Origin of the sequence: Gordonia sp. PvP123 (assembly GCF_040547295.1) — a bacterium.
GTDB lineage: Bacteria > Actinomycetota > Actinomycetes > Mycobacteriales > Mycobacteriaceae > Gordonia > Gordonia terrae.
Map to the genome: position 1 here is coordinate 392175 of NZ_JBEPPN010000004.1, position 22953 is coordinate 415127.

Here is a 22953-nt window from a genome sequence, read left to right on the forward strand (position 1 = left end):
CGCCTCAGGGATCGGGGGTAGCGTCGTTCGCACCTCAGGGATCGGGGGTAGCGTCGCTCGCACCTCAAGGATCAGCGCGGCGTCTCAGCGGATGAGCGGATCGCGCGGCAACCCGAGGATGCGCTCGGCGATCTGGTTGCGGGTGATCTCCGACGTCCCTCCGGCGATCGACATCCCGCGGGCCCCGAGTATCAGCAGGCCGGCCAGCTTGCCGGGGCCGTCCGAGAACGCGACATCGGGTCCGAGCAGTTCCGCCGCGAGATGGGCACGATCGCTGAGGTGTTCGGCGAGAAGCAGTTTCGTGACATTGCCCTCGGGTCCGGGGGCGGCGCCGACGACGGACCTGGCGGCGCGACGCAGATTCAGCAGTCGCAGCGCATCCTCGACGGCGAGGAACTCCCCGACCTTCGTCGCCGCCCCCTCGACCCGGTCCCCGTAGCCCTGGACGAGCGCCACCATCTGCTGCACCGCGCCATCGCTGCCCGGTGCTCCGCCGCCGATGCTGACCCGCTCGTTGCCGAGGGTCGCGCGGGCCACGGCCCAGCCATCGTTCGGGGTGCCCACCACGTCGGCGTCGGGGACGAAGACGTCGGTGAAGAACACTTCGTTGAACTCCGATCCGCCGGTGATCTGACGCAGCGGCCGCACCTCGACCCCGGGCGCCTCCATGTCGATCAGCACCGCGGTGATGCCCTTGTGTTTGGGAGCTTCCGGGTCGGTCCGGACCGTCGCCAGGCCGCGGCGACACAGGTGCGCGCCGCTGGTCCACACCTTCTGGCCATTGATACGCCAGCCACCGTCGACGCGTGTGGCCCTCGTGGTGACCGCCGCCGCGTCCGACCCCGCGCCCGGCTCGGAGAACAACTGACACCACACCTCGTCACCGAGCAGCGCCGGCCGTACGAGACGGTCGATCTGGTCCTGCGTGCCCTGTTGGATGAGGGTGAGGATGACCCACCCGGTGATGCTGTAGTCGGGTCGCTTCACCCCCGCCGCAGCCATCTCTTCGTCGATGACGAGTTGTTCGACCGAGTCCGCGGCGCGTCCCCACGGCGTGGGCCAGTGCGGCATCACGTACCCGGTGTCGATCAGCTTCTCCCGCTGCTCGGACTCGTCGGCCGCTGCGATCTCGGCGATGTCGGCGCGCACGCGCGTCCGCAGTTCCTCGGCCTCCGGCGGGAGGTCGAGGCTGTTGGCACGGGTGATGCCGGCCGCGGAGAAGGCATACACATCGTGCGCCGGCCGCTGCCCTCCGAAGAAGGCCTGCAGCACGGTGGCCCGACGCAGGTGCAGGTGCGCGTCGTGCTCCCAGGTGAAGCCGATGCCGCCGTGCACCTGGATGTTCAGTTCCGCATTCCGCGTGTACGTGGGCAACGCAAGCGCCGCGGCCGACGCCGCCACCAGTCCGAGGGCGTCGGCGTCCTCGTCGGCTGCCCGCGCGGCATCCCACACGACCGCCGTGGCGGCCTCCGCGCCGACGAGCATGTTCGCGCAGTGGTGTTTGACGGCCTGGAACGACCCGATGGTCCGACCGAATTGTTCGCGGACCTTCGCGTAGGCGACCGCGGTGTCCAGTGCATCGCGTGCCCCGCCCACCGCTTCGGCGGCGACCAGCGTCCGCGTGAGGGCCAGGGCGGTGGCGGCGAGTCTCGGCAGACGGACGACGGCGGCATCGGTCAACGACACCCTGGCCGAGCGCCGGGTCGGATCGAGGTCGGCCTGCGCACCCACGTCGACACCGGCCGCCGTCGATTCGATCACCAGTACGTCGTCATCGGTGATCAGCACCAGAAGGTCGGCGAGCGGTGCGCCGAGCACCGCGTCGACGACACCGGACGACTTGCCGTCGGACTCGGTCAGCCCCGGGGCGAGTCCGAGACCCGCGGTGATCGTGCCGTCGACGAGTGACCGCAACCAGCGGGCACGCGCCTCGTCGTCGGCACGGGCCAGGATCGCAGAGGCGAGCACGGTGGGCAGGAACGGCCCGGGTGCCACGGCGCGACCCAATTCCTCTGTCACCACGACCAACTCGGCCACACCGAAGCCGGACCCGCCGTACTCCTCGGCGACGTGCAGGCCCAACCACCCGAGGTCGGCGATCTCCTGCCAGAAGGTGGGCCTGGCCTCCTCCGACGCGTCGAGACGATCTCGCGCCTGCGCTCGCACCTTGCGGTCGACGGCGAATTCGCGTACCACCGAGGCGAGTTCGACGTGGTCTTCGGTCAGGGCAATACTCATGGCGACTCCCGGGATCGTCGGTCACCCGATCACACCATCTACCCGGCCCGCGGCGGGCCGCCTTGGGACAAAACGTCCGGGTTCGTCCCATCAGAGCCGGTTGCGATGAACGTCCTCAGGGCCGGTCGCCCTCGGCGACCGGCCGCTCCGGGTCCGACGACCACTGCGAGAACGACCCCGGGAACAAGGACGCGTCGATGCCGGCGACGGCGAGGGCCGCGATCTGGTGCGCCGCGTTGATCCCGGAACCGCAGTACACCACCACCCCGGTTCCGGCCTCCGCGTCGATGCCGACACCCGCGAACCGCCGCCGTAGCTCGTCGGCCGGATGAAATCGGCCGGACGTGTCGACGTTGTCCGCGGTCGGGACGTTGATCGCCCCGGGAATGTGACCCGCACGCGGATCGACCGGTTCGACGTCGCCGCGGTAGCGCTCGGCGGCGCGGGCGTCGAGCAGGTGGTCCGGTCCGGCCGCCACATCGTCGATGGTCGCGACCGGCAGGTGTCCGGCGGTGAGCGTCACCCGACCGGCCCGCGGGCGACCGCCGTCTCCCGTCGTCGTCCGCAGACCTTCGGCGCGCCACGCCGCGAGACCACCGTCGAGGAGTCGCACGTCGGCGACTCCCGCCCAGCGCAGCAGCCACCAGGCCCGGGCGGCGGCAAGATTGCCGGAGTCGTCGTAGACCACCACCGGGACGCCGTCGTCGATCCCCCATCGCCGGGCCGCCTCCTGGAGATCGGCAACGGCAGGCAGCGGGTGCCTACCCCCGACCGGCCCGGAGGGCGGGGCGGCCAGTTCGGAGTCGAGGTCGACGTAGACCGCGCCGGGGATGTGCCCCTCGCGGTAGGCACCCCGGCCGTCGAAGTCGCCCAACTGCCAGCGCACGTCCAACAGGACCGGTGGAGTGGACAGGAGCATCTCGGCCAGTTCGAGCGGGGCGATGAGGACCTCAGCCATGGCGGCGAGGGTACCAACGCACACCGATGGCAGAATTGGGGCAATCCGCCCATGCCCGGGCGCTGGCCATCCGCCGCCCTGTCGTCAACACCCTCAGGAGTCCATCCGTGGCGTTGTTTCCTGCCGTCGTCTTCGGACTCATCACGTTCTGGCTGCACCGGCGCATCGTGCGAGCGACTGCGATGCCACGTCCCTGGTCGATCATCGCCGACGTCGCGCTTGTCGTCCTGTGGGCGCTCGCACTCATCGGCTTCGCCACCGGACGCGTGCTCGACCCGTCGTGGGCGCGACCGATCGGCACCATCGGGCTGATCTGGCTCGCCGCCGTTTTCTACCTGTTCCTGGGCCTCGCGGTGGTGGGTCTCGTCTCGTTCGCCGCGCACGTCATCCGCTCGATCCGGCGTCGCCGTTCCGGCGTGCAGGACACCCCGGCCCTCGCCGCGCGTCGGGTCGGCAAGCTCCGGTTCGCGACCGCCGCGGTCGTGATCATCGCGCTCGGGGTCACCGGCTACGGCGTGTACGAAGCGTCTCGCCCCCAGGTCGTCGACGTCGACGCCACATTCGCGAGCCTGCCCCAGCAGTTCGACGGAACGCGCATCGCGGTGATCTCCGACCTCCACGTCGGTCCGGCCCGCGACGCGTCGTTCACCCAGCGCGTCGTCGACGACGTCAACGAGCAGAAGCCCGATCTCGTCGTCCTCGTCGGCGACCTGACCGATGGCACGATCCCGAACGTTCGCGACACGCTGGAACCCCTTGCAGACCTGCAGGCACCGCTCGGTGTGTTCGGCGTCAGCGGCAACCACGAGTACTACGCCGACGACGGCGGCCGGTGGCTCGACGTCTGGGAGGAACTCGGCGTGCGCACGCTGCGCAACTCGCGGGTCCCCATCGAGGTCGACGGCGCGACCATCACACTCGCAGGCATCTACGACGCCACCGCCCCGGAACCATATGAGCCGGACCTGCCGGCGGCCCTGGCGGGATCGTCCCCCGACGACTTCACCCTCCTTCTCGCCCACCAGCCCAAGCAGGCGGTGGAGGCCTCCGATCTCGGCGTCGACCTGCAGCTGTCGGGGCACACGCACGGTGGCCAGCTCTGGCCCATCCGCTATCTGGTGCGCGCCCAGCAGCCGACGATCACCGGGCTCGACCAGATCGGCGACACCGTCATCTACACCACCCGTGGCGCCGGCGCGTGGGGCCCGCCGGTCCGCGTCCTGACACCGCCGGAGATCACGATCCTCACGCTGCGATCGGCGGCCTCTGCCCCCTGAGGTTTCGCGCACACAATCCGTTCCCACTCATCCTTTTCGGTGAGCGGGAACGGATTCGGTGAGCGGGAACGGACCGTCAGCCGTTGATGTCCGACGGATGGGTTGCCAGCGGGGTGACCTTGATCTGCATGTACGGGAACAACGGCAGACCCGAGAGCAGGGTGTGCAGTTCGTCGTTCGACTCGACGTCGAAGATCGAGTAGTTGGAGTACTCGCCGACGATCCGCCAGATGTGCGGCCACTTCCCTGCACGCTGTAGATCCTGGGAGTACGCCTTCTCCCGCGCGACGGTTTCCGCACGTACCTCGGGATCGAGGTCGTCGGGGATGGCGACGTCCATCCGCACGTGGAACAGCATTACTTCGCCGGGTCCAGCACGAAGTCGTAGGAGATGGTGAAGCCGCCCTGGCCGTCGTCCTTCGGGTCCAGCACCAGCTCGGGCTTGACCGCGCTCGCGACGTCGTCGTCGTTGTGCGGGTCGCCCGGGAAGTACAGCTGCGCGGTGAGCTGCTCGTGGCCGGGCGCCGACACCTTGAGGTGCAGGTGCGCGGGACGCCACGGATGCCAGCCGGCAGCCGAGATCATCTTGCCGCACGAGCCGTCGGTCGGGATCATGTACGGCGCGGGTCGGATGGTGGTGATCTCGAACCGGCCGTCGTCATCGACGGTGAAGGTGCCGCGCAGGTTCCACTCCGGGATGCCGGGGGCGAACTGCGAGTAGTAGCCGTCGTCGTCGGCATGCCAGAGCTCGACCGTGGCGCCGGCGAGCGCGGAGCCGTCACAGGAGCGAACCTGACCGGTCCACACCAGCGGATCACCGGGCTCGTCGTCGCGCATCGGAACCGTGCCCTTGGCGCCGAGCTCCGGAGCGTCCGGAACGTAGTACGGGCCCTCGATGCTGCCCTTGTTGCCCTGGCGGTGTTCGGTCGCAACGTCTTCGACGACGTGCTCGACCCACACGTCGAGGAACAGCGGCCACTCGCCGTCCTCGCCGACGTTGATGAGCCACGCCTTGAGCGCGTTGTACTCGTCGTAGGTGACCTTGTGCTTGCGAATGGTCTCGTGCACGCCCGCGAGGACGTCGTTGATCAACATCGACACACGCTCGGGCGGGGTGTCCTTGACGGCCTCGAACGGCGACTTGTCCGCATGGAACCGTTCGGTCGCGGAGGCGCCGGACGCGGCGGCGGTGGCGACTTCCTGGGGATGCTCGGTGGTGGTCATGTCCTTCTCCTTGTTGCTCCGAGTCGTGGGGCTGCCACGAGACGTGTTGTGGGGGTCGTGCTTTCAGTTGTCGGTGCGGTACTTCTCGAGCTTGTCCGGGTCGACCTCGAAGCCGATGCCCGGCGCGGTCGACCGGTGCAGGTGGCCGTCGCGGATCTGCAGCGGCTCGGTCAGCAGGTCGTCGCTCATGTCGAGGAAGTTCGACAGCTCACCCGCGTAGCGCGAGGTCAGCTCGAAGGCGCTGCCGAAGGCGAGAGTGCAGGCGGTCCCGATCTGGCCGTCGATCTGGTTGCCCATGACGACCGGGACGCCGAGACCCTCCGCGAGATGGTGCGTACGCCGCGAGGTGGTGAAACCCGAACGCGCGGTCTTGATGCTGATGGCGGTCGCCGATCGGCCGAGGACCTCGCGGGTGACGTCGGCCGGCGTGGGCACCGATTCGTCGGCGATGAACGGTACCGCCAGCTGTTCGACGAGCCAGCGTCGGCCGAGGACATCCGCTGCGTCGCACAGCTCTTCGGCGAACAGCAGATCGAGGTCGGCCATCTCCCGCATGGCGCGCGCCGACTCGGCCGCCGTCCAACCCCGGTTGCCGTCGACGTACAGTTCGACGTCGCCGCCGAACCGCTCGCGCAGCGCGCGGACGACCGCGGTGTCGAGGGAGGCGGGATGACGTCCGACCTTCACCTTGAACGTGCGGATCCCGTAGGCGTCCACCATCTTCTCGGCTTCGGCGACCATCGCGGCAGGCTCGGCGAAACCGAGCATGTGACTGACCCGCAACCGATCGGTGTACCCGCCGAGCATGTCACCCACCGGAAGCCCGAGAACCTTGCCAAGTGCATCCCAGATCGCCATGTCCACAGCGGATTTCGCAGCGGGGTTGCCGACCGTCCGGGCCATCCGGGCGGCGACCACCTCGCGTTCCAGCAGGGTGAGGCCGACGACCGCGGGCGCGAAGATGCCCTCGATCACGGCGATGATGCCGTCCTGGGTCTCGCCATAGGTGAACGGACGGGGCGGCGCCTCGGCGACGCCGACCACGCCTGCGTCGGTGTGCACCCGTACCAGCACGTGGGTGGCGGCGTGCACCTCGCCGGAGGCGAACCTCAACGGCTTCACATACGGGATGGCGAACGGGATCGCCTCCACAGCGGTGATTTTCACGATTTCTCTCCAGATCGAGCACCCGTCCGGGCACTCAGGGAACGATGGTCGGCGACCCGATCGCCGCCGGCTGCGGTGACGAAGGCCGGATCGGTGTCGATGGCGTCATCCGGGGCGAAGGCTGCGGCGATGACGTCGGCGACCGCCGCGACGACCGGGTCGCCGGATCCCGATCTCCGGGCGAGTGCGACCTCAACGGTGTCGGCGTCGGCGAGGTCGCGCACCACCAGCCCGTCGAGCGGGAGCGAACGCACCGAAGCCGGGAGCAGGGAGACCCCCAGCCCCGCGGCGACGAGGGCCAGCAGCACCGCGGTGCCCGGCGCCTGGTGCGCCCGATGCGGGACGAATCCGGCTGCGCGACAAGTCCGCATCGCGGCATCGTTGACCGCCGAGTCCCGGCTGTCGTAGAGCACGAACGGTTCGTTGCGGAGGTCGGCGACCGAGACCACCGGCTCGACGGCCAGACGGTGATCGACCGAGACCGCGAGCACCATCGGCTCGACGTCGATGACCCTCGTCTCGATGTCCTCGCCGATCGCCGGCGGGCGGAGCACCCCGAGGTCGAGGACACCGGCACGCAGGGCGTCACACTGGCCCGGTGTGAGCATGTCGGACTGGATGCGGAGGTCCACGTCAGGCAACTCCCGTTTGACCACCCGAGCGATGCGCGGGAGGTGGGAGAAGGCAGCGATGCCGGTGATGCCGACCCGGACGACGCCGCTGCGGCCGGCGGCGATCCGACGCACGCCGTCCACGGCCTCGTCCACGCCCGCGAGAATTCGTTCGGCCTGGACCCGAAGGTATTGCCCGGCCGGGGTGAGCGACACCTGGCGGGTGGTCCGCGTGAACAGCGTGACGTCGAGCTCGGCCTCGAGCTGGCGAATGGCGTAGGACAGCGCGGGTTGCGCCACGTGCAACGACTCCGCCGCCTGCCCGAAATGGCAGGTGTCGGCCACGGCGGCGAAGTACCGCAAGTGCCGTAGCTCCATGACCTGCCTCGTCTCGTACCGATCGACACCGCGGCTGTGACCGCGGACACGTCTCACGGTAGAGCGTCGATCCATACATGACAAAGACATAAATTGCGTCGATTGATGAATCAGATCGATCAATCGACTACTGGGTCAGGACTGGCAAATACCCCGGTGTGATCGCCGCCACGTGCTGCCACAGTGCAGAGAGCAGCCCACTTCTGGAGGTACACGACCATGACCGCGTCAGTATCGGAACATCTGAACCACGTGAACTCGGTCCTCGGCGACGCGGTCGTCGACGACCGCGACGCCGGTGTCTACCGCGCCAACCGGCGGATCTTCACCGATGAGGACATCTTCGAGCTGGAGATGAAGCACATCTTCGAGGGCAACTGGATCTACCTCGCGCACGAGAGTCAGGTCCCCGAGCCCGGTGACTACGTCACCACCTACATCGGTCGGCAGCCCGTGGTCATCACCCGCGACAAGAGCGGCGAACTGCACTGCCTGATCAACGCGTGCGCGCACCGCGGCGCGATGATCTGCCGACGCAAAACCGACAACCGCATGACACTGACCTGCCCGTTCCACGGGTGGACCTTCCGCAACGACGGAACGCTGCTCAAGGTCAAGGACCCCGACGGCGCCGGCTACCCGGACACCTTCGACGTCGACGGTTCGCACAACATGACCGAGGTCGCCCGCTTCGACAGCTACCGCGGCTTCCTGTTCGGCAGCCTGAACGACGACGTCAGTTCGCTCGACGACCATCTCGGCGACACGCGCGTCGTCATCGACATGCTCGTCGACCAGTCCCCCGACGGGCTCGAGGTCCTGCGCGGCGCATCCACCTACACCTTCGACGGAAACTGGAAAGTACAGGCGGAGAACGGCGCCGACGGTTATCACGTCACCGCCACCCACTGGAACTACGCGGCCACCACGTCGCGTCGCGGCACCGGCGAGTCGAAGAACGACACCAAGGCGCTCGACGCCGGCGGCTGGGGGAAGTCCGGCGGCGGATACTGGTCCTACCCCAACGGCCATCTGTGCCTCTGGACCTGGGCGGCCAATCCCCAGGACCGCCCGCTGTGGGATTCGCTGGAGCAGCTCAAGGAGATCCATGGCGACGCCAAGGGCGAGTTCATGGTGAAGGGTTCGCGCAACCTGTGCCTGTACCCGAATGTCTATCTGATGGACCAGTTCTCGACGCAGATCCGCCACTTCCGCCCGATCGCCCCGGACAAGACCGAGGTCACCATCTACTGCATCGCACCCAAAGGGGAGAGCGACTCCGCCCGGGCGCACCGCATCCGTCAGTACGAGGACTTCTTCAACGCCTCCGGCATGGCCACGCCCGACGACCTCGAGGAGTTCCGCTCGTGCCAGCTCACGTTCCGGGCGCAGGCCGCGCCGTGGAACGACATGAGCCGAGGCGCCGAGCACTGGCTCACCGGGCCCGACCCCGTCGCCGAATCGTTGGGCATGACCGGGGTGATCTCGGCCGGCGTCAGGAACGAGGACGAGGGCCTCTACCCCGTCCAGCACGGTTACTGGCTCGAGACGATGCGCGCCGCCGCAGCCGCCGAACAACGCATCTCCGCCACCGAGCACTGAAAGGGAAGGTCATGACGAACGTCCACATCGACTCCACTGCACCGACGTCCACCCGAGACGCCGCCGACGCGACCGGGAAACTCATCACCCAGAACATGATCGAACAGTTCCTCTATCGGGAGGCGCGTCACCTCGACGACCGCGAGTTCGAGAAGTGGCTCGACTGTTACGCCGACGATGTCGTCTACTGGATGCCGGCGTGGGACGACCGGGACCGCCTCACCGAGGACCCCCACCGCGAGATCTCGCTCATCTACTACGGCAACAAGGGCGGTCTCGAAGACCGGGTCTTCCGCATTCGTACCGAGCGGTCGTCGGCGACGTCGCTTCCGGAGCCGCGGACGAGCCACAACATCACCAACGTGGAGGTCATCGACCGGCACGGTGACCTGGTCGACGTCCGATTCAACTGGCACACCATGTATTTCCGGTACAACACCATCGACCCGTACTACGGGACCTCGTTCTACACGATCGACTTCTCCGGCGAGCACCCGCTGATCCGACGCAAGACGATCGTGCTCAAGAACGACTACATCCATCACGTCGTCGACGTGTACCACTTCTGAACGGTTTCCCGGCCGCTCAACCCATCTCACTCTCATCGAGGACCCCTTCATGACTGTCACCCCGGAGGCGGGTGTCCGCAACGACACCGGCGACACCGACGCGACCACCCACCAGGTGGCACTGTCCTTCGAGGACGGGGTCACCCGATTCATCACGTGCCGCGAAGATCAGACCGTCGCCGACGCGTCGTACCGTCAGCGCATCAACATTCCGCTCGACTGCCGCGACGGCGCATGCGGCACCTGTAAGTCGTTCTGCGAGTCCGGCGATTACGACGGCGGCACGTACATCGACGACGCCCTCAGCGACGACGAGTCGGCACAGGGATATGCGCTGCCTTGCTGTATGAAACCGAGATCCGATCTGTTCCTGCAGATTCCGGCGACATCGGACATCGCCAAGACACAGGCGGCCAGATTCACCGGGACCGTCGTCGAGCTCGACCGATTGTCGGAATCCACCGTCCGGCTGGGTATCCACATCGAGAATCGCGGACAACTGGCGTTCTTGCCGGGTCAGTACGTGAACATCGAGATCCCCGGCAGCGATGACGGGCAGGGCAACCCGGTCACCCGGTCGTACTCGTTCGCCAACGGGCCGCACGAGGACCGGCTGATCTTCCTGATCAAGCTGACGCCCGGTGGGGCCATGTCGAGCTATCTCACCGACCGTGCCGCCCGGGGCGAACCGATCGCCTTCACCGGTCCGCACGGTTCCTTCTTCCTCCGCGAGGCGGACCGGCCGGTGCTGTTGCTGGCCGGGGGTACCGGACTTGCGCCGATCCTGTCGATGTTGCGAAAGTTGCACTCGGACAACAGCCGGCGCAAGGTTCACCTCATCTACGGGGTGTCCACCGACGTCGACCTGGTGGCCGTCGACGAGATCGAGTGGTTCACCGGCCGACTACCCGGGTTCACGTGGGATCACTGTGTCTCCGACCCGGCGAGCTCAGCACCCAACAAGGGTTACGTGATGAGCCTGATCGGCCCCGGCCACCTCAACGACGGCGACGTGGCGATCTATCTCTGCGGTCCTCCACCGATGGTGGAATCGGTCCGGCAGCACGTCACACAGGCCGGAATCGAGCCGACCGGCTTCTACTACGAGAAGTTCGCGCTCGCCGCGCAGGGAACCACAGACCTCGCCGCCGGCCCGGATGCGCGCGGCACGACCGGCACAACGAGCGTCGGCGACGCGGCTTCCGACGACATCACGCCGAAATCTTCGCGAGCACAGCCCATCGACGAGCAGACGCACGCCGACGCCCTCCTGTTCGCCCCGGACGCACGGGCGATCGCCGGACAGGAGACGCTCCCGTCCACGGACCTCGACGCATGGTCGGGTCCCCGCCCCGCCGCGACCGAGGACGCCCGCTGGCGAATCGCAGGTCAACTCATCTGGCCCCACGCGTCGGGAGCCCGGGCCGGTGACGTCGATGCCGATACCGTCGCCACGGTGTCGCAGCCCGGGGCACCGGCTCGTTCGATAGCCGGGCAGGAGATGTTCGCCGCATCGGACATCACTGCGCTCCACACCCACCCCGCACCGACGCGCACACCGACGGGGACTCCCGACCTCGCCGCGCCCGCCGCGCCGACCGTCATCGGCTCACATGGATATCAGATCGGTGAGGAGCATCCGGAGATCACCGAGTCCGACGCGCTCTTCGAGGCGCGGGCCGCTCTCGAACTGGGCGCACTGGAGCTGACTTTCGGCCGGTTGTCCACCCAGCAACTGGCGGGTTACCGCCTGCTCGCCGACGCCACGGTGCCCTACGTCGACGGCGACCGGTTCGTCGATTCCGCCGAGTACACGGAGACCAACGCCGCGTTCCACGACTATCTGTTCCTGCTCACCGGCAACGATCACCTCCTCGAGGCCTACAAGGCCCTCGGTGTGAAAGGCCGGATGAGCGAGGTGTTGCGGCACGCGACATGGTGTCACCCACTGTGCGCCCAGGACCACCTCGACATCGTGACCGCGTTCGCCTCCGGCGACCACGACGCCGCCCGGGCGTTGATCGTCGCCCATGCCGACCACTCCAAGCAGACCATGCGACAAGCGATGTCCGACCAGATCGGCTCGCGGCGGCCACGTTTCGTCACCCCGGGGCGGTTCACCGGCAAGGTCGTGCTGATCACCGGTGCCGCACAGGGTATCGGGGAGCAGACCGCGCGCCGGATCAGCGCCGAGGGCGGGCAACTCGTGCTGGCCGACCGTTCCGAACTCGTCGACGACGTAGCCCGCGAACTCGCGGTGACCGGGCCCGGTGCGGTGTCGGCCGTCGCCGACCTCGAGACCTTCGCCGGCGCCGAGGCCGTCGTCCGGCGTGCGATCGACTCCTACGGCCGGGTCGACGTGCTCATCAACAACGTCGGCGGCGCGATCAACTTCAAACCGTTCACCGAGTTCACCGACGAACAGATCCGCACCGAGATCGACCGGTCTTTGATGACCACCCTGTTCACCTGCCGTGCGGCGCTGCCGTCGATGGTGCGTTCCGGACGCGGCGTGATCGTCAACGTCTCGTCCGCCGCGACCCGGGGAATCCATCGAATTCCTTACTCCGCGGCCAAGGGTGCGGTCAACGCGCTGACCGCGTCGCTGGCGCTCGAGTACGCCGACCACGGCATCAGGGTTGTGGCCACGGCACCGGGCGGAACCGAGGCACCACCGCGCCGCATCTCACGCGGCACCCCGGAACCGCACAGCAGCACCGAAACACAGTGGTACCAGGCGCACATCGACCAGACCCTGTCGTCGTCGACGATGCACCGGTACGGCACGCTCGACGAACAGGCGGCAGCCCTCTGTTTCCTCGCCTCGGACGAGGCGTCCTACATCACCGGGACCGTGCTCCCTGTCGCCGGCGGTGACCAGGGTTGAGCCGCCCGGCGAGGCCCTAGTATGGACCGATGATGGTCACCGGCGGGTGTGTCGGCCGCGACCGCGAGATCGAGTTGCTGTCCTCGCGGCTCGATGCCGTGTCGGAGGCAGGTGTGCTGGCCGTCACGGGAGATCCCGGCATCGGCAAGTCGACACTGCTGAGGCACCTGGTCCGGCGGCGATTGTCCGCTCCGACAACCGGTCCCACGTTGTGGGCCACGGTGTCACCATGGCGAGCGCACACGCCCGGCGCGCTCATCCGGCAGCTGGTACAGGACCGGTCCGACGTCACACCCGCGACCGATACCGTCCCGTCCCCGGACGACCTGCTCGACGGACTGCTCGCAGCGGTCGCGGCTCCCGCGGAGCCATCGAGCGAGATGACGAGTGACATGGCCGCACTCATCGCCATCGACGATGCCGACCTCGCCGACGAGGAGTCCCTGCAGACGCTGGCCTCGCTGACGCGTGAGCACCGGGATCGTCGAATCCTGGTCATCGTCACCATGTCTCGTCCGGGCGCCCGGCTCGTCGGCAGTGCGCTCGGGGAGTTGCGGCTCGACGGCCTGGACGCACAGGGCACGGCGGACATCGCCGCGCAGCGTGGCATCGTGCTGCACCCGTCGATGCAGACGGAACTGGCCCGGCACACCGGCGGTAATCCGCGCGACATCGTGGCCCTGCTCGACGAGGTCCCGGCGCTCACCTGGTCCCGCACCGGCGTGGCGCTGCCTGCACCGTCCCACGTCGTCGTCGCGGTCCGAGACCGATTGCCGGACAACGGCACGCCCGCCCGATCGCTGATCGAGGCGCTCGCCATCCTCGACCCTGCCGAACCCCTGGCCACCGCGATCGCCCTCGCCGGGATCACGGACCCGCTCGGCGCCATCGACGACGCGCAGGCAACCGGACTGGTTACGGTCGACCGAGCGCTGACACCCGCAGAGGCGCAACCGCGCCTGGCCGGCCCGCTGGTCCGAGCCGCCGTCCTCGAGGTCCTCGGCATGAAAGCAGTGGGCGAGGCCCACCGCCGGGCCGCGGACACGGTCGACGACCCCGCCCGGCAACTCCATCACCGCGTCGCGGCCACCTCGACCGTCGACGCCACCCTCGCCGACGACCTCGCCGCTCTCGCACGGGCCCGCGGCGCCGACGGCGCGTGGGCCGAGGCCGCCGGGCTGTACCGGCAGGCGGGCCGACTCACCCCCGACCCGTTGCGGCGCGACACCAGGATGACGCTCGCGGTCGATTCGCTACTCGCCGCGGGAGATTGCACAGGCGCGGGCGCCCTGGTCCCGACCGTGGAGAGCCTGCGCGAGACACCCCTGCGCAACGCGACCCTGGCGTACCTCGCCATCCTGCGGGGACGGTCGGCGGAGGCGCAGCTGCGTCTCGATCGGGCGTGGGCGATCGTCAACGTCGAGCGCGAACCCGATGTCGCCGCCCTGATCGCGCAGCGTCACGTCCTGCACAATCTGGTCCGATGTCAGGGCACCGAACTGGTGGAGTGGGCGGATCGGGCGAACGCGATGGCCGACACCGGTTCCGCCGCACGCGTGGAGGCCGCGGTCATCCGCGGGCTCGGACTGGCGTGGTCGGGACACCCGGACGCCGCCCGTGCCGAGTACGAGACGGTCTCCGAGCGCGTCCGCTACGGCGCGCAGGCGCAGCGCGCGATCATGGGACGCGGCTGGCTGCGCCTCGGTCTCGACGAGATCGACGCCGCCCGCAGCGATCTCGAGACCGCCGTGTCGATGGCACAGCTCGGCGGGTCCACCCGGATCACCCTGTGGGCACTGGCCTGGCTCGCCCGCGTCCAGTTCCTCACCGGCGACTGGGATGGCGCCCTGCGTGGCGTCGAGGCCGGTCGCGCTCTCGCCCGCAGCAGTGGCATCGCGTTGACCACTCCCCTCCTCAACTGGACTGCGAGCCAGATCCATTCGCTGCGCGGCGACTGGGAGGACGCCCACCGGAGTGTGGCACAGAGCAGCACCTCCATCGGCGACTACGAGATCATGCGGATACCCGACCTGCTGGCCCGGGCCCAGCTGGCCGAGGCCGCAGCGGATTACGGCAAGGTCCGACGAGTACTCACCCCGCTGGTCGCAATGACCGAGTCCGTCCCGGCGCTCTCCGAGCCGGGCTTGTGGCCGTGGGTCGACGTCCTCGCCAACGCACTGGTGCTCGAGGGGCGACACGACGACGCCGACGATCTGCTGTGTCGCTACGAGTCCCGGTCCGCCGAGCGGGGACACCGATCGTCGGCTGCCCGGATGAAGTACGCACGTGGTCGCCTCCTGGGCGCGACCGGTGACATCCACGGCGCACGACGGACCTTCGAGGAGGGCATCGAACTCCTCGACGGTCTCGGCCTGCGCTACGACCAGGCACGGGTGAACTTCGCCTACGGCCAGACGTTGCGACGCGCCGGCAAGCGCCGCGCCGCGGACGCCGTCATCGGGACTGCCCGCGATCTGTATCTGTCGCTGGGCGCCACCACCTATGTCGAACGCTGCGAACGCGAACTGAAGGCCGGCGGTCTCGCGACGTCTCGTGGCGAGAACCACACCGCCGCAACGGGTGCCGTCGAACTCACGCCCCAGGAGGAGGCGGTGACCGCCCTCGTCGCGCGTGGCCTGTCGAACCGGGAGGTGGCGGCCGAGCTCTACATCTCACCGAAGACGGTGCAGTACCACCTGACCCGGATCTACGCGAAACTCGGCGTGAAGTCCCGCGCCGAGCTGGCGGCCTTGCGGCGGTGAACTCCCGGTTTCAGTCCTCGATCGCGTCGACAAGGCCCCACGACAACGCTCGAGAGGCCTCGATGGTCTCGCCGGTGACGAAGAGATGCAGCGCCCGCCACCGGCCGATGCGCCGGGGCACACTCACGGTGCCACCGGCACCGGGGATGAGTCCCATGGACACCTCCGGCAGTCGGAGCCGAGTGTCCGGTCTCGCGACGACCCGTCGCGCAAACGCGGGAATCTCGATACCTGCGCCCACACAGTGCCCGTGCAGCCGGACCTCGACGCGATCGGCCAGAGCAGCCATCAACCGTCCGGCCCCGCCCCGCGTGCGAACGAGATGTGCCGTCGTCGCGTCGGGCATGTGACCGAACTCGTCGAGATCGCCGCCCGCACAAAAGGAGCTTCCCGCGCCGTCGAGGACGACACGGCGGATCGTGCCGTCGACGACCGCGACCCGCAACGACTCGACCAGTGCGTCGCGCAGCGCCGTACCGTAGGCGTTGCGGCGCTCGGGCCGGTTGAGGGTGATGTACAGGGTGTCGTCGACACGATCGAGCAGGACGGGGTCGACCGTCATCGGCGGAAGTGGTCGTCCCTGGGCGCGCCGCGCGGTGAGCCACGCACCGAACTCGGGGCCCGCCTGCAGTGTCGAGTACGCGAACGACTCGACGTCGATGGCCGGGATCGGTTCGAGGGGCTCGGCGGCTCGGAGCACCTGTGCCGCCACCAGAGCCGCGGTCGGGGTCCGGCCGACTGATTCCAGGAACCGTCCGATCGCCGCATCCACGTCGTCGACGGCGACGACGGCCCGGTCGTCGCACCCGGGCGCGTACGTGACATCGAGTGCGGAGAGCAAGGGGCGCAGCGCGGGGTCCGGCGTCCGTCGAGAAATACCGACGAGGATGGTCTCGGCGGTCGCCGCCCGTTCGGCGGCGCCGGCGATGTCGGTGACCGACCGATCGTCCGCATCGAGGTCGACCACGACAACCGGGTCGGTCAGCGCCGCGTGGTGACCGAAGAGCTCGCCCCCGCCGATGGTCGGTGCGACCGCCAGATCCGCGATCGAGAGACGACGACCGCCCATGCCATGACCTCCTGTGTGCCCGTGCGGACGGTAGCATTTCGGCCGTGCACAGCGACGCGCCCCGTGACCCGGTGCGCGCATGGGCAGACAGCGGGATTCCCCACCTGACCGGTCGCCCCGACGGCCCGCCCGTGATACCGATGGGCGACGCCGCAGCCCGGGCACGGCAACTGACCGACCACATCCGGCTGGCCAGCGAGGGCGCGGTCGACGTCGACGGGGCCGTCCTGCTGGCCGAACGAGCCGCTCTGACCGGATTCCACCGCCGCGGTGCGGTGACCCTCGGCGGGACGGGGCGACTGCTGCCGGCCACCGACGGGTGGGTCGCGGTGAACTGTGCCCGCCCCGACGATGTCGCGCTTCTCGGCGCTGTCGTGGGACGCGACATCGGGAATGATCCCTGGCCGGCGGTCGCGGACTGGCTCGGCGAACACAGCCGGGCCGAGTTCGACGAACGAGCGGCGATGCTCGGCGTCGCAGCCGGTTCGGTGGCCCGCGACGACGAGGTGACTGCCGCCGCGTGCGGTGCCCCGACGCCGACGGGCGACCCGCGTTCGGTCGCGGACATGCTGGTGGTCGACTTCAGCGCGCTGTGGGCCGGCCCGTTGTGCGCGCACCTGCTGGGTTCGGCGGGTGCCCGCGTGGTGAAGGTGGAGACCCCGCAACGCCCCGACGGGGCGCGCAGCGGGAACGCCGACTTCTACCGGCTACTTCACGGCGGCCACGAGTCCGTCGTCCTGGACCCGGCGGTGGCGGCCGAACGCGGCGCTCTGCATCGGCTCGTCGCATCTGCCGACATCGTCATCGAGGCGTCGCGTCCACGAGCCCTGCGCGGGTTCGGTCTGGACAGCGCGGAGTTCGTGTCGGCCGGCGCCACGTGGATCTCGATCACGGCCGCGGGACGTGGTTCGGAGCGAATCGGTTTCGGCGACGACGTCGCCGCGTCCGCCGGTCTCGTCGCCTACGACCACACCGGGGCGATGTTTGTCGGGGATGCCATCGCCGACCCGTTGGCCGGACTCACCGCCGCGGCTCTCGCCATGAGTGCCACCGACGGCGGTGTGCTGTGGGACGTCTCGATGCGCGCGACCGTGGCCGCGACGGTCGGCGCGACACCCACACCGGCGGCCCGTTCCGACGCCGGGCGATGGATTGTCGACACCGCATCCGGTCCCGCGGTCCTGGCCCCGCCCACGCGACGTCCCACGGCTCGGCACGCACCGCGGTCCGGACGCGACACGTCCGCGGTCCTCGACTCTCTCGGGATCCGGCTGTGAGTCGGCTCGTGATCACGAACGTGACACTCCACGAGGGCATTCGGGACGTGGCTGTGGAGAACGGACAGATTTCCGAGATCGGGGTGGGCCTGCCGACGACCGGCGCCGAGGTCATCGAGGGCCGCGGCGGCGCGCTCATCCCCGGCCTCCACGACCACCACATCCATCTGCACGCACTGGCCTCGGCACGCAACTCGGTCCGGTGCGGCCCACCACACGTGACCGGCCCCGAGGAACTCGCGGCCGCGCTCGCCACCGCACCGTCATCGGACAATCAGGGATGGGTGCGGGGCGTCGGTTACGTCGAAACCGTTGCCGGACTTCTCGATCTGGCCGCGCTCGACCGATTGCACGCCCGGCGGCCCGTCCGCGTGCAACATCGGAGCGGTGCGGTGTGGTTCCTCAACTCTGCCGCCGCAGCCGCGGTGGACCTCGCGTCCGGAGACCACCCCGGCATCGAACGCGACGAGTCGGGTTCACCGACCGGGCGCCTCTGGCGCGCCGACACCTGGCTGCGCGAGCGACTCGGCGGCGCGGGCCCGCCCGATCTGGCAGGCGTGGGAGCCGAACTCGCCCGGTTCGGTGTCACCGGCGTCACCGACGCGACGCCGGATCTCGCTCCCGGCAGCCTGGCCCACCTGATCGACGAGCACGTCACAGGTGCACTGCCCCAGCGTCTTCATCTCCTCGGCGCCGAGCAGGGGACCCCGCTGCCGCGTCCGACGGTGACCCTCGGACCCCACAAGATCGTGCTCGCCGACTCCGCCCTCCCCGACTTCCCCACCCTGTGCCGCGCCATCCGCGACGTCCACCTCGGGAACCGAGGGGTCGCCGTGCACTCGGTCAGCCGAGAGTCCCTGCTCCTGTTCCTCGCGGCACTCGACGAGACTGGCGGTCACCCTCAGGACCGGGTCGAACACGGCGCGATCATCGCCGCCGAGACCGTCCACGAACTACGGCGACGAGGCCTCACCGTGGTCACCCAGCCGGGTTTCATCTCCGACCGCGGCGACGACTACCTCGACCGGCTCGACGGCGATGACATCGACGATCTGTACCGGTGCCGCTCTCTCGTGGACGCCGGCGTCGCCGTCGCCCTGTCGAGCGACGCCCCATACGGACCCACCGATCCCTGGTCGGTCATCGCGGCCGCGGCCGACCGACGAGCTCCGGACGGGCGCGTCATCGGACCCGGTGAGCGAGTGGACCACGCCGGCGCCCTGGGCATGTATCTCGCTCCGCCGGAGGCGCCGGGGAAATCCCCACGCACCGTTGAGGTGGGCCGGCCCGCCGACCTCGTCCTGCTCGCGGAATCTCTCGAACACGCGCTGATCGACGGATCAGATGCAGTGCGGTGCACACTGATCCGTGGAGACATCGCCTATCACCGCTGAGCGGTCACCGCCGCCCGATCGGTCACAGGCGCACCGGTCTTGTCCGCAACGACTTCCAGGTCGACACCCGGGGCGTACTCGACGACGTCGAAACCTGTTCCGGCGATGTCGAACACACCGAGGTCGGTGATCACGCGACTCACCACACCGCGGCCCGTCAGCGGGAGCGCGCAACCCTCGAGCAGCTTGGGTTCACCCTTCTTGGTGACGTGGTCCATCAGCACGATGACCCGGCCTGCGCCGTTGACCAGGTCCATGGCGCCACCGATGCCCTTCACGAGGGCCCCCGGCACCATCCAGTTGGCCAGGTCGCCGTTCATCGCGACCTGCATGCCACCGAGGACCGCGACGTCGACGTGGCCACCGCGGATCATCGCGAAGCTCGTGGCCGAATCGAAGTACGACGCCCCGGGCAGCACCGTCACGGTCTGCTTGCCGGCGTTGATGAGGTCGGGGTCGACCTCGTCATCGTAGGGAAACGGCCCCACGCCGAGGATGCCGTTCTCGGCGTGCAGGTGAACACCCGAGTTGTCGGGCATGAGGTCGGGAATCATCGTGGGCAACCCGATTCCCAGGTTGACGTAGTCGCCGGGGGTGAGTTCGCGGGCGGCGCGGGCGGCCATCTCGGTACGGGTCCAGGTCATCTCGACACTCCTAGGCTGATGGGGATGCGGCGGGACGTTCACGGACGGTGCGCTTCTCGATCCCCTTGCGCGCCACCTGCTCCGGGGCGAGTTCGACGATCCGCTGCACGAAGATGCCGGGCAGATGGATCTCGTCGGGTCCGAGTTCGCCGACCTCGACCACCTTCTCCGCCTCGACGATCGTGACGCGCCCGGCCATCGCCGCCGGCGGGTTGAAATTCCTTGCGGCGGCGTGGAACCGGCAATTGCCGTCGGTGTCGGCGGCCGCGGCCCGGATGAGTGCGTAGTCGGTGACGATCGACTCCTCGAGGACCATCTCCCGGCCGTGGAAGGTCCGAACCTCCTTGGGCGGCGACGCCTCCGCGATGGTGCCGTCGGAGTGGTAGCGCCAGGGCAGCCCGCCCTCGGCGACGAGCGTGCCGACGCCGGTGGGGGTGAAGAACGCCCCGATCCCGCTTCCGCCGGCCCGCATGCGTTCAGCCAATGTCCCCTGCGGCGTGAGTTCGACGGTGACCTCGCCGGACAGGAACTGGCGACCGAATTCCTTGTTCTCGCCGATGTAGGACGCGACCACCCGGTCGATGCGACGGGCCTCCAGCAGCAGCCCCAGGCCCGCGCCGTCGGCTCCGCAGTTGTTGGAGACGATGGTCAGGTTCGCGGCGCCCTGCTCGAGGAGTGCGTCGATGAGAAATCCTGGGATGCCGGCCAGCCCGAAGCCGCCGACCGCGATACTCGCGCCGTCGGGGATGTCGGCGACCGCCTCGGCCGCCGACGCCGCGAGTTTGATCGGGCCGCCGGGACGGTCGACGACCGTCGTCGTGGCGGCACTGTCGCGAGTGCTCATTGTTGCTCCAGGTGCTCGAGAAGTGCGGGTGTGATGGTGCCGGGTTGTTCGGCGTTGGCGAGGTGGGCCGAGTCCGGGACCACCAGCAGACGGCCGTTCGGCACGGCATCGACGATGTCGCGCAACAGATCCGGTGGGGTGGCCGGGTCGTCGGCGCCGGCGATCGCCAGTGTGGGCGCGATGATCGACGACAGCTCGGCCCGCTGATCCATCGCGGCGATCGCCTCGCAGCAGGCCGCGTATCCCTCGGTGGGGGTGGCGGCGACCATGGCCTCGTACCCCTGTTGCGCTTCGGTGTTCGCGGCGAGGTATCCGGGGGTGAACCACCGCTGGACCACGGCCGCGGCGACCGCCGAGGTGCCGTCGGCGCGCACCAGCGCGGCACGGTCGGTCCAGCCCTGTGCCGGCGGCAGGTACGCGGCGGTGCACAGCAGGGCCAACCGGTTCACACGTTCGGGATTCCGTGCGGCGACGCGCATCATGGTCATCCCGCCGAGCGAGAGCCCGACGAGGTGCGCGCGTTCGATGTCGAGGCGCTCGAGAAGCCCGATCACGTCGTCGGCCAGATCGTCGATCGAGTACGGGCCCGGTGGCACAGGCGAATCTCCGTGCCCGCGGGTGTCGTAGCGCACGACACGGAATCGCTCCTCGAGCGCGGCGATCTGGGCGTCCCACATCCGATGTGTCGACCCCAGCGAGTTGGACAAGACGACGGCCGGCCCGTCGGGACGACCCGTGACGACGGCGTGGACCTGCGCGCTCATCGGGTCGCCTCGAAGATCGCGGCGAGTCCCTGTCCGCCGCCGATGCACATCGTCTCCAGGACGTACCGACAGTCGCGGCGGCGCGCTTCGTACGCCGCCGTGGCGAGGATGCGGGCGCCGGTGGCTCCGATGGGATGACCCAGCGAGATACCGGACCCGTTGGGGTTGAGCCGTTCGTCGGTCGGGTCGATCTTCCACTCCGCCAGGCAGGCGAGCACCTGGGCGGCAAAGGCTTCGTTGAGTTCGATGAGGTCGATCTCGTCCAGCGTGAGGCCGGCGCGGTCGAGGGCGGCGGCGGTGGCCCCGACCGGGCCGATGCCCATGACCTCGGGCTCGCAGCCGGTGACCGCCCAGGAACGCAGCGCCAGAAGGGGTTCGAGCCCGCGGCGCTCGGCCTCGGCGCGCGTGGTGACCACGGCCATGGCCGCGCCGTCGTTCTGCCCGGATGCGTTTCCGGCCGTGACCGTCGAGTCAGCGTCGACCTTGAGTCGCAAGGGGCGCAGAGCCGCAAGCGATTCGACGGTGGCGTCGGCGCGCGGGTGCTCGTCACGATCGACGATGGTGTCGGGGCGGCCGCGGCGGCCGGGGATGGTGACGGGCACCAGTTCGTCGGCGAAGCGGCCGCTGTCGTGCGCCGCGATCGCCCGTTCGTGGGAGCGGGCCGCGAACTCGTCCTGCTCGATCCGCGAGATGCCGTATCGCGCCCGGAGATTCTCGGCGGTCTCGATCATCCCGCCCGGAACCGGGTGTGACTCGCCGCCCGCGGTCAGACGCCCGCGGTCGAGGCGATCGCGGAGTTCGACGCCGCCCTGCCTGATTCCCGACCGGAGGCCGAGCGCGTAATGCTCGACGGTCGACATCGACTCGGCACCACCGGCGACGACCAGGCGGGCGCCACCGGCCGCGACGGCGGCGGCACCGGTCAGGATCGCCTGCAGGCCGGAACCGCAGCGCCGGTCGACCTGCATTCCCGGTACGCCGACACCGAGTCCGGCATCCAGCGCCGCGATCCGGCCGAGCGCAGGCGACTCCCCGTTGGGGTAGCCCTGCCCGAGGATCACGTCGTCGACATCGCCCTCCCCGAGCCCGGTGCGTGCCGTGAGTTCGCGAAGGAGGTCGGTGGCCAGCCGGGTGACCGGGATCGTCGACAGTGCGCCACCCATGCGTCCGACCGGGGTACGCAGCGGAGAACAGACGACGATGTCGGTACCCGCGCCCGTGCTGGAAGTAGCCATGCCACCACAGTAGGAACCGCCGCCGATATGGAGAAGTATCCATATCAGGGCTT

At 69.2% G+C, this 22953-nt stretch carries 18 protein-coding genes; 7 read left to right on the forward strand and 11 right to left on the reverse strand.

Annotated features, from left to right (window positions below; translation table 11 throughout):
* Window positions 1–84 precede the first annotated feature (84 nt).
* A complete protein-coding gene (locus ABIC25_RS09630) occupies window positions 85–2238 on the reverse strand; it encodes an acyl-CoA dehydrogenase family protein (RefSeq protein ID WP_354561173.1) in 2154 nt (717 codons plus the stop codon).
* A 115-nt stretch (window positions 2239–2353) separates the two neighbouring features.
* Window positions 2354–3196, reverse strand: coding sequence for a sulfurtransferase (locus ABIC25_RS09635; protein ID WP_354561175.1), 843 nt, complete (start codon window positions 3194–3196; stop codon window positions 2354–2356).
* 107 nt (window positions 3197–3303) lie between these two features.
* Between ABIC25_RS09635 and ABIC25_RS09640 the strand changes: the two genes are divergently transcribed.
* Window positions 3304–4473 (forward strand): metallophosphoesterase, encoded by a 1170-nt coding sequence (locus ABIC25_RS09640; RefSeq protein WP_354561176.1) that lies wholly within the window; start codon window positions 3304–3306, stop codon window positions 4471–4473.
* Window positions 4474–4549: 76 nt separating this feature from the next.
* On the opposite strand, the gene catC is transcribed toward ABIC25_RS09640, so the two are convergent.
* The 4 genes from catC to ABIC25_RS09660 form a co-directional block, all read right to left on the reverse strand.
* Window positions 4550–4831: a muconolactone Delta-isomerase gene (gene catC / locus ABIC25_RS09645; RefSeq protein ID WP_004022243.1), complete on the reverse strand. Its 282-nt coding sequence runs from the start codon at window positions 4829–4831 to the stop codon at window positions 4550–4552.
* The gene (catA, locus tag ABIC25_RS09650; RefSeq protein WP_004022244.1) at window positions 4831–5697 is read right to left on the reverse strand and encodes a catechol 1,2-dioxygenase; all 867 of its coding nucleotides are present in this window, start codon (window positions 5695–5697) and stop codon (window positions 4831–4833) included. The genes catC and catA overlap by 1 nt, the downstream gene beginning before the upstream one ends.
* A gap of 63 nt (window positions 5698–5760) precedes the next feature.
* Entirely contained in the window at window positions 5761–6864 is a 1104-nt protein-coding gene (locus tag ABIC25_RS09655) for a mandelate racemase/muconate lactonizing enzyme family protein (RefSeq protein ID WP_354561178.1), read from the reverse strand.
* Window positions 6861–7853 (reverse strand): LysR family transcriptional regulator, encoded by a 993-nt coding sequence (locus ABIC25_RS09660; protein WP_004022246.1) that lies wholly within the window; start codon window positions 7851–7853, stop codon window positions 6861–6863. The genes ABIC25_RS09655 and ABIC25_RS09660 overlap by 4 nt, the downstream gene beginning before the upstream one ends.
* Before the next feature lie 219 nt (window positions 7854–8072).
* Between ABIC25_RS09660 and benA the strand changes: the two genes are divergently transcribed.
* Genes benA through ABIC25_RS09680 form a run of 4 tightly spaced genes read left to right on the forward strand, consistent with a single transcriptional unit; the run spans window position 8073 to window position 15673 of the window.
* Window positions 8073–9455 (forward strand): benzoate 1,2-dioxygenase large subunit, encoded by a 1383-nt coding sequence (gene benA, locus ABIC25_RS09665; RefSeq protein ID WP_354561180.1) that lies wholly within the window; start codon window positions 8073–8075, stop codon window positions 9453–9455.
* Window positions 9456–9466: 11 nt separating this feature from the next.
* On the forward strand, window positions 9467–10024 hold the full coding sequence (gene benB / locus ABIC25_RS09670) for a benzoate 1,2-dioxygenase small subunit (protein WP_354561181.1): 558 nt from the start codon (window positions 9467–9469) through the stop codon (window positions 10022–10024).
* 49 nt (window positions 10025–10073) lie between these two features.
* A complete protein-coding gene (gene benC / locus ABIC25_RS09675; protein ID WP_354561183.1) occupies window positions 10074–12911 on the forward strand; it encodes a benzoate 1,2-dioxygenase electron transfer component BenC in 2838 nt (945 codons plus the stop codon).
* 29 nt (window positions 12912–12940) lie between these two features.
* Window positions 12941–15673 carry a helix-turn-helix transcriptional regulator gene (locus tag ABIC25_RS09680; RefSeq protein WP_354561184.1) on the forward strand — a complete coding sequence of 911 codons (2733 nt, stop codon included), beginning with the start codon at window positions 12941–12943 and terminating at the stop codon, window positions 15671–15673.
* A gap of 10 nt (window positions 15674–15683) precedes the next feature.
* On the opposite strand, the gene ABIC25_RS09685 is transcribed toward ABIC25_RS09680, so the two are convergent.
* A complete protein-coding gene (locus ABIC25_RS09685) occupies window positions 15684–16742 on the reverse strand; it encodes an enoyl-CoA hydratase/isomerase family protein (RefSeq protein WP_354561186.1) in 1059 nt (352 codons plus the stop codon).
* Between the two features lie 44 nt (window positions 16743–16786).
* Between ABIC25_RS09685 and ABIC25_RS09690 the strand changes: the two genes are divergently transcribed.
* Both ABIC25_RS09690 and ABIC25_RS09695 read left to right on the forward strand, forming a co-directional pair.
* Entirely contained in the window at window positions 16787–18019 is a 1233-nt protein-coding gene (locus ABIC25_RS09690; protein WP_354561188.1) for a CoA transferase, read from the forward strand.
* The gene (locus ABIC25_RS09695) at window positions 18016–19413 is read left to right on the forward strand and encodes an amidohydrolase family protein (RefSeq protein ID WP_354561189.1); all 1398 of its coding nucleotides are present in this window, start codon (window positions 18016–18018) and stop codon (window positions 19411–19413) included. The genes ABIC25_RS09690 and ABIC25_RS09695 overlap by 4 nt, the downstream gene beginning before the upstream one ends.
* Here the strand turns inward: ABIC25_RS09695 and ABIC25_RS09700 are convergent.
* The 4 genes from ABIC25_RS09700 to ABIC25_RS09715 are packed head-to-tail and all read right to left on the reverse strand — an operon-like array spanning window position 19404 to window position 22900.
* Window positions 19404–20057 (reverse strand): 3-oxoacid CoA-transferase subunit B, encoded by a 654-nt coding sequence (locus tag ABIC25_RS09700; protein ID WP_354561191.1) that lies wholly within the window; start codon window positions 20055–20057, stop codon window positions 19404–19406. The two genes, ABIC25_RS09695 and ABIC25_RS09700, sit on opposite strands and share 10 nt — an antisense overlap.
* 10 nt (window positions 20058–20067) lie before the next feature.
* The gene (locus tag ABIC25_RS09705; protein WP_248643717.1) at window positions 20068–20901 is read right to left on the reverse strand and encodes a CoA transferase subunit A; all 834 of its coding nucleotides are present in this window, start codon (window positions 20899–20901) and stop codon (window positions 20068–20070) included.
* Window positions 20898–21665 (reverse strand): 3-oxoadipate enol-lactonase, encoded by a 768-nt coding sequence (gene pcaD, locus ABIC25_RS09710; protein WP_354561193.1) that lies wholly within the window; start codon window positions 21663–21665, stop codon window positions 20898–20900. The genes ABIC25_RS09705 and pcaD overlap by 4 nt, the downstream gene beginning before the upstream one ends.
* Entirely contained in the window at window positions 21662–22900 is a 1239-nt protein-coding gene (locus ABIC25_RS09715; protein WP_239401493.1) for an acetyl-CoA C-acetyltransferase, read from the reverse strand. Before ABIC25_RS09715 ends, pcaD begins: the two co-directional genes overlap by 4 nt.
* Window positions 22901–22953: the final 53 nt, after the last annotated feature.

Bases quoted from the DNA above. Each gene is read 5' to 3' on its own strand.
- ABIC25_RS09630 (WP_354561173.1), bottom strand. From the start codon at position 2,238: ATGAGTATTGCCCTGACCGAAGACCACGTCGAACTCGCCTCGGTGGTA.
- ABIC25_RS09680 (WP_354561184.1), top strand. From the start codon at position 12,941: ATGATGGTCACCGGCGGGTGTGTCGGCCGCGACCGCGAGATCGAGTTG.
- ABIC25_RS09715 (WP_239401493.1), bottom strand. From the start codon at position 22,900: ATGGCTACTTCCAGCACGGGCGCGGGTACCGACATCGTCGTCTGTTCT.
- ABIC25_RS09705 (WP_248643717.1), bottom strand. From the start codon at position 20,901: ATGAGCACTCGCGACAGTGCCGCCACGACGACGGTCGTCGACCGTCCC.
- benC (WP_354561183.1), top strand. From the start codon at position 10,074: ATGACTGTCACCCCGGAGGCGGGTGTCCGCAACGACACCGGCGACACC.
- ABIC25_RS09635 (WP_354561175.1), bottom strand. From the start codon at position 3,196: ATGGCTGAGGTCCTCATCGCCCCGCTCGAACTGGCCGAGATGCTCCTG.
- catC (WP_004022243.1), bottom strand. From the start codon at position 4,831: ATGCTGTTCCACGTGCGGATGGACGTCGCCATCCCCGACGACCTCGAT.
- ABIC25_RS09660 (WP_004022246.1), bottom strand. From the start codon at position 7,853: ATGGAGCTACGGCACTTGCGGTACTTCGCCGCCGTGGCCGACACCTGC.
- catA (WP_004022244.1), bottom strand. From the start codon at position 5,697: ATGACCACCACCGAGCATCCCCAGGAAGTCGCCACCGCCGCCGCGTCC.
- benB (WP_354561181.1), top strand. From the start codon at position 9,467: ATGACGAACGTCCACATCGACTCCACTGCACCGACGTCCACCCGAGAC.
- ABIC25_RS09700 (WP_354561191.1), bottom strand. From the start codon at position 20,057: ATGACCTGGACCCGTACCGAGATGGCCGCCCGCGCCGCCCGCGAACTC.
- benA (WP_354561180.1), top strand. From the start codon at position 8,073: ATGACCGCGTCAGTATCGGAACATCTGAACCACGTGAACTCGGTCCTC.
- ABIC25_RS09685 (WP_354561186.1), bottom strand. From the start codon at position 16,742: ATGGGCGGTCGTCGTCTCTCGATCGCGGATCTGGCGGTCGCACCGACC.
- pcaD (WP_354561193.1), bottom strand. From the start codon at position 21,665: ATGAGCGCGCAGGTCCACGCCGTCGTCACGGGTCGTCCCGACGGGCCG.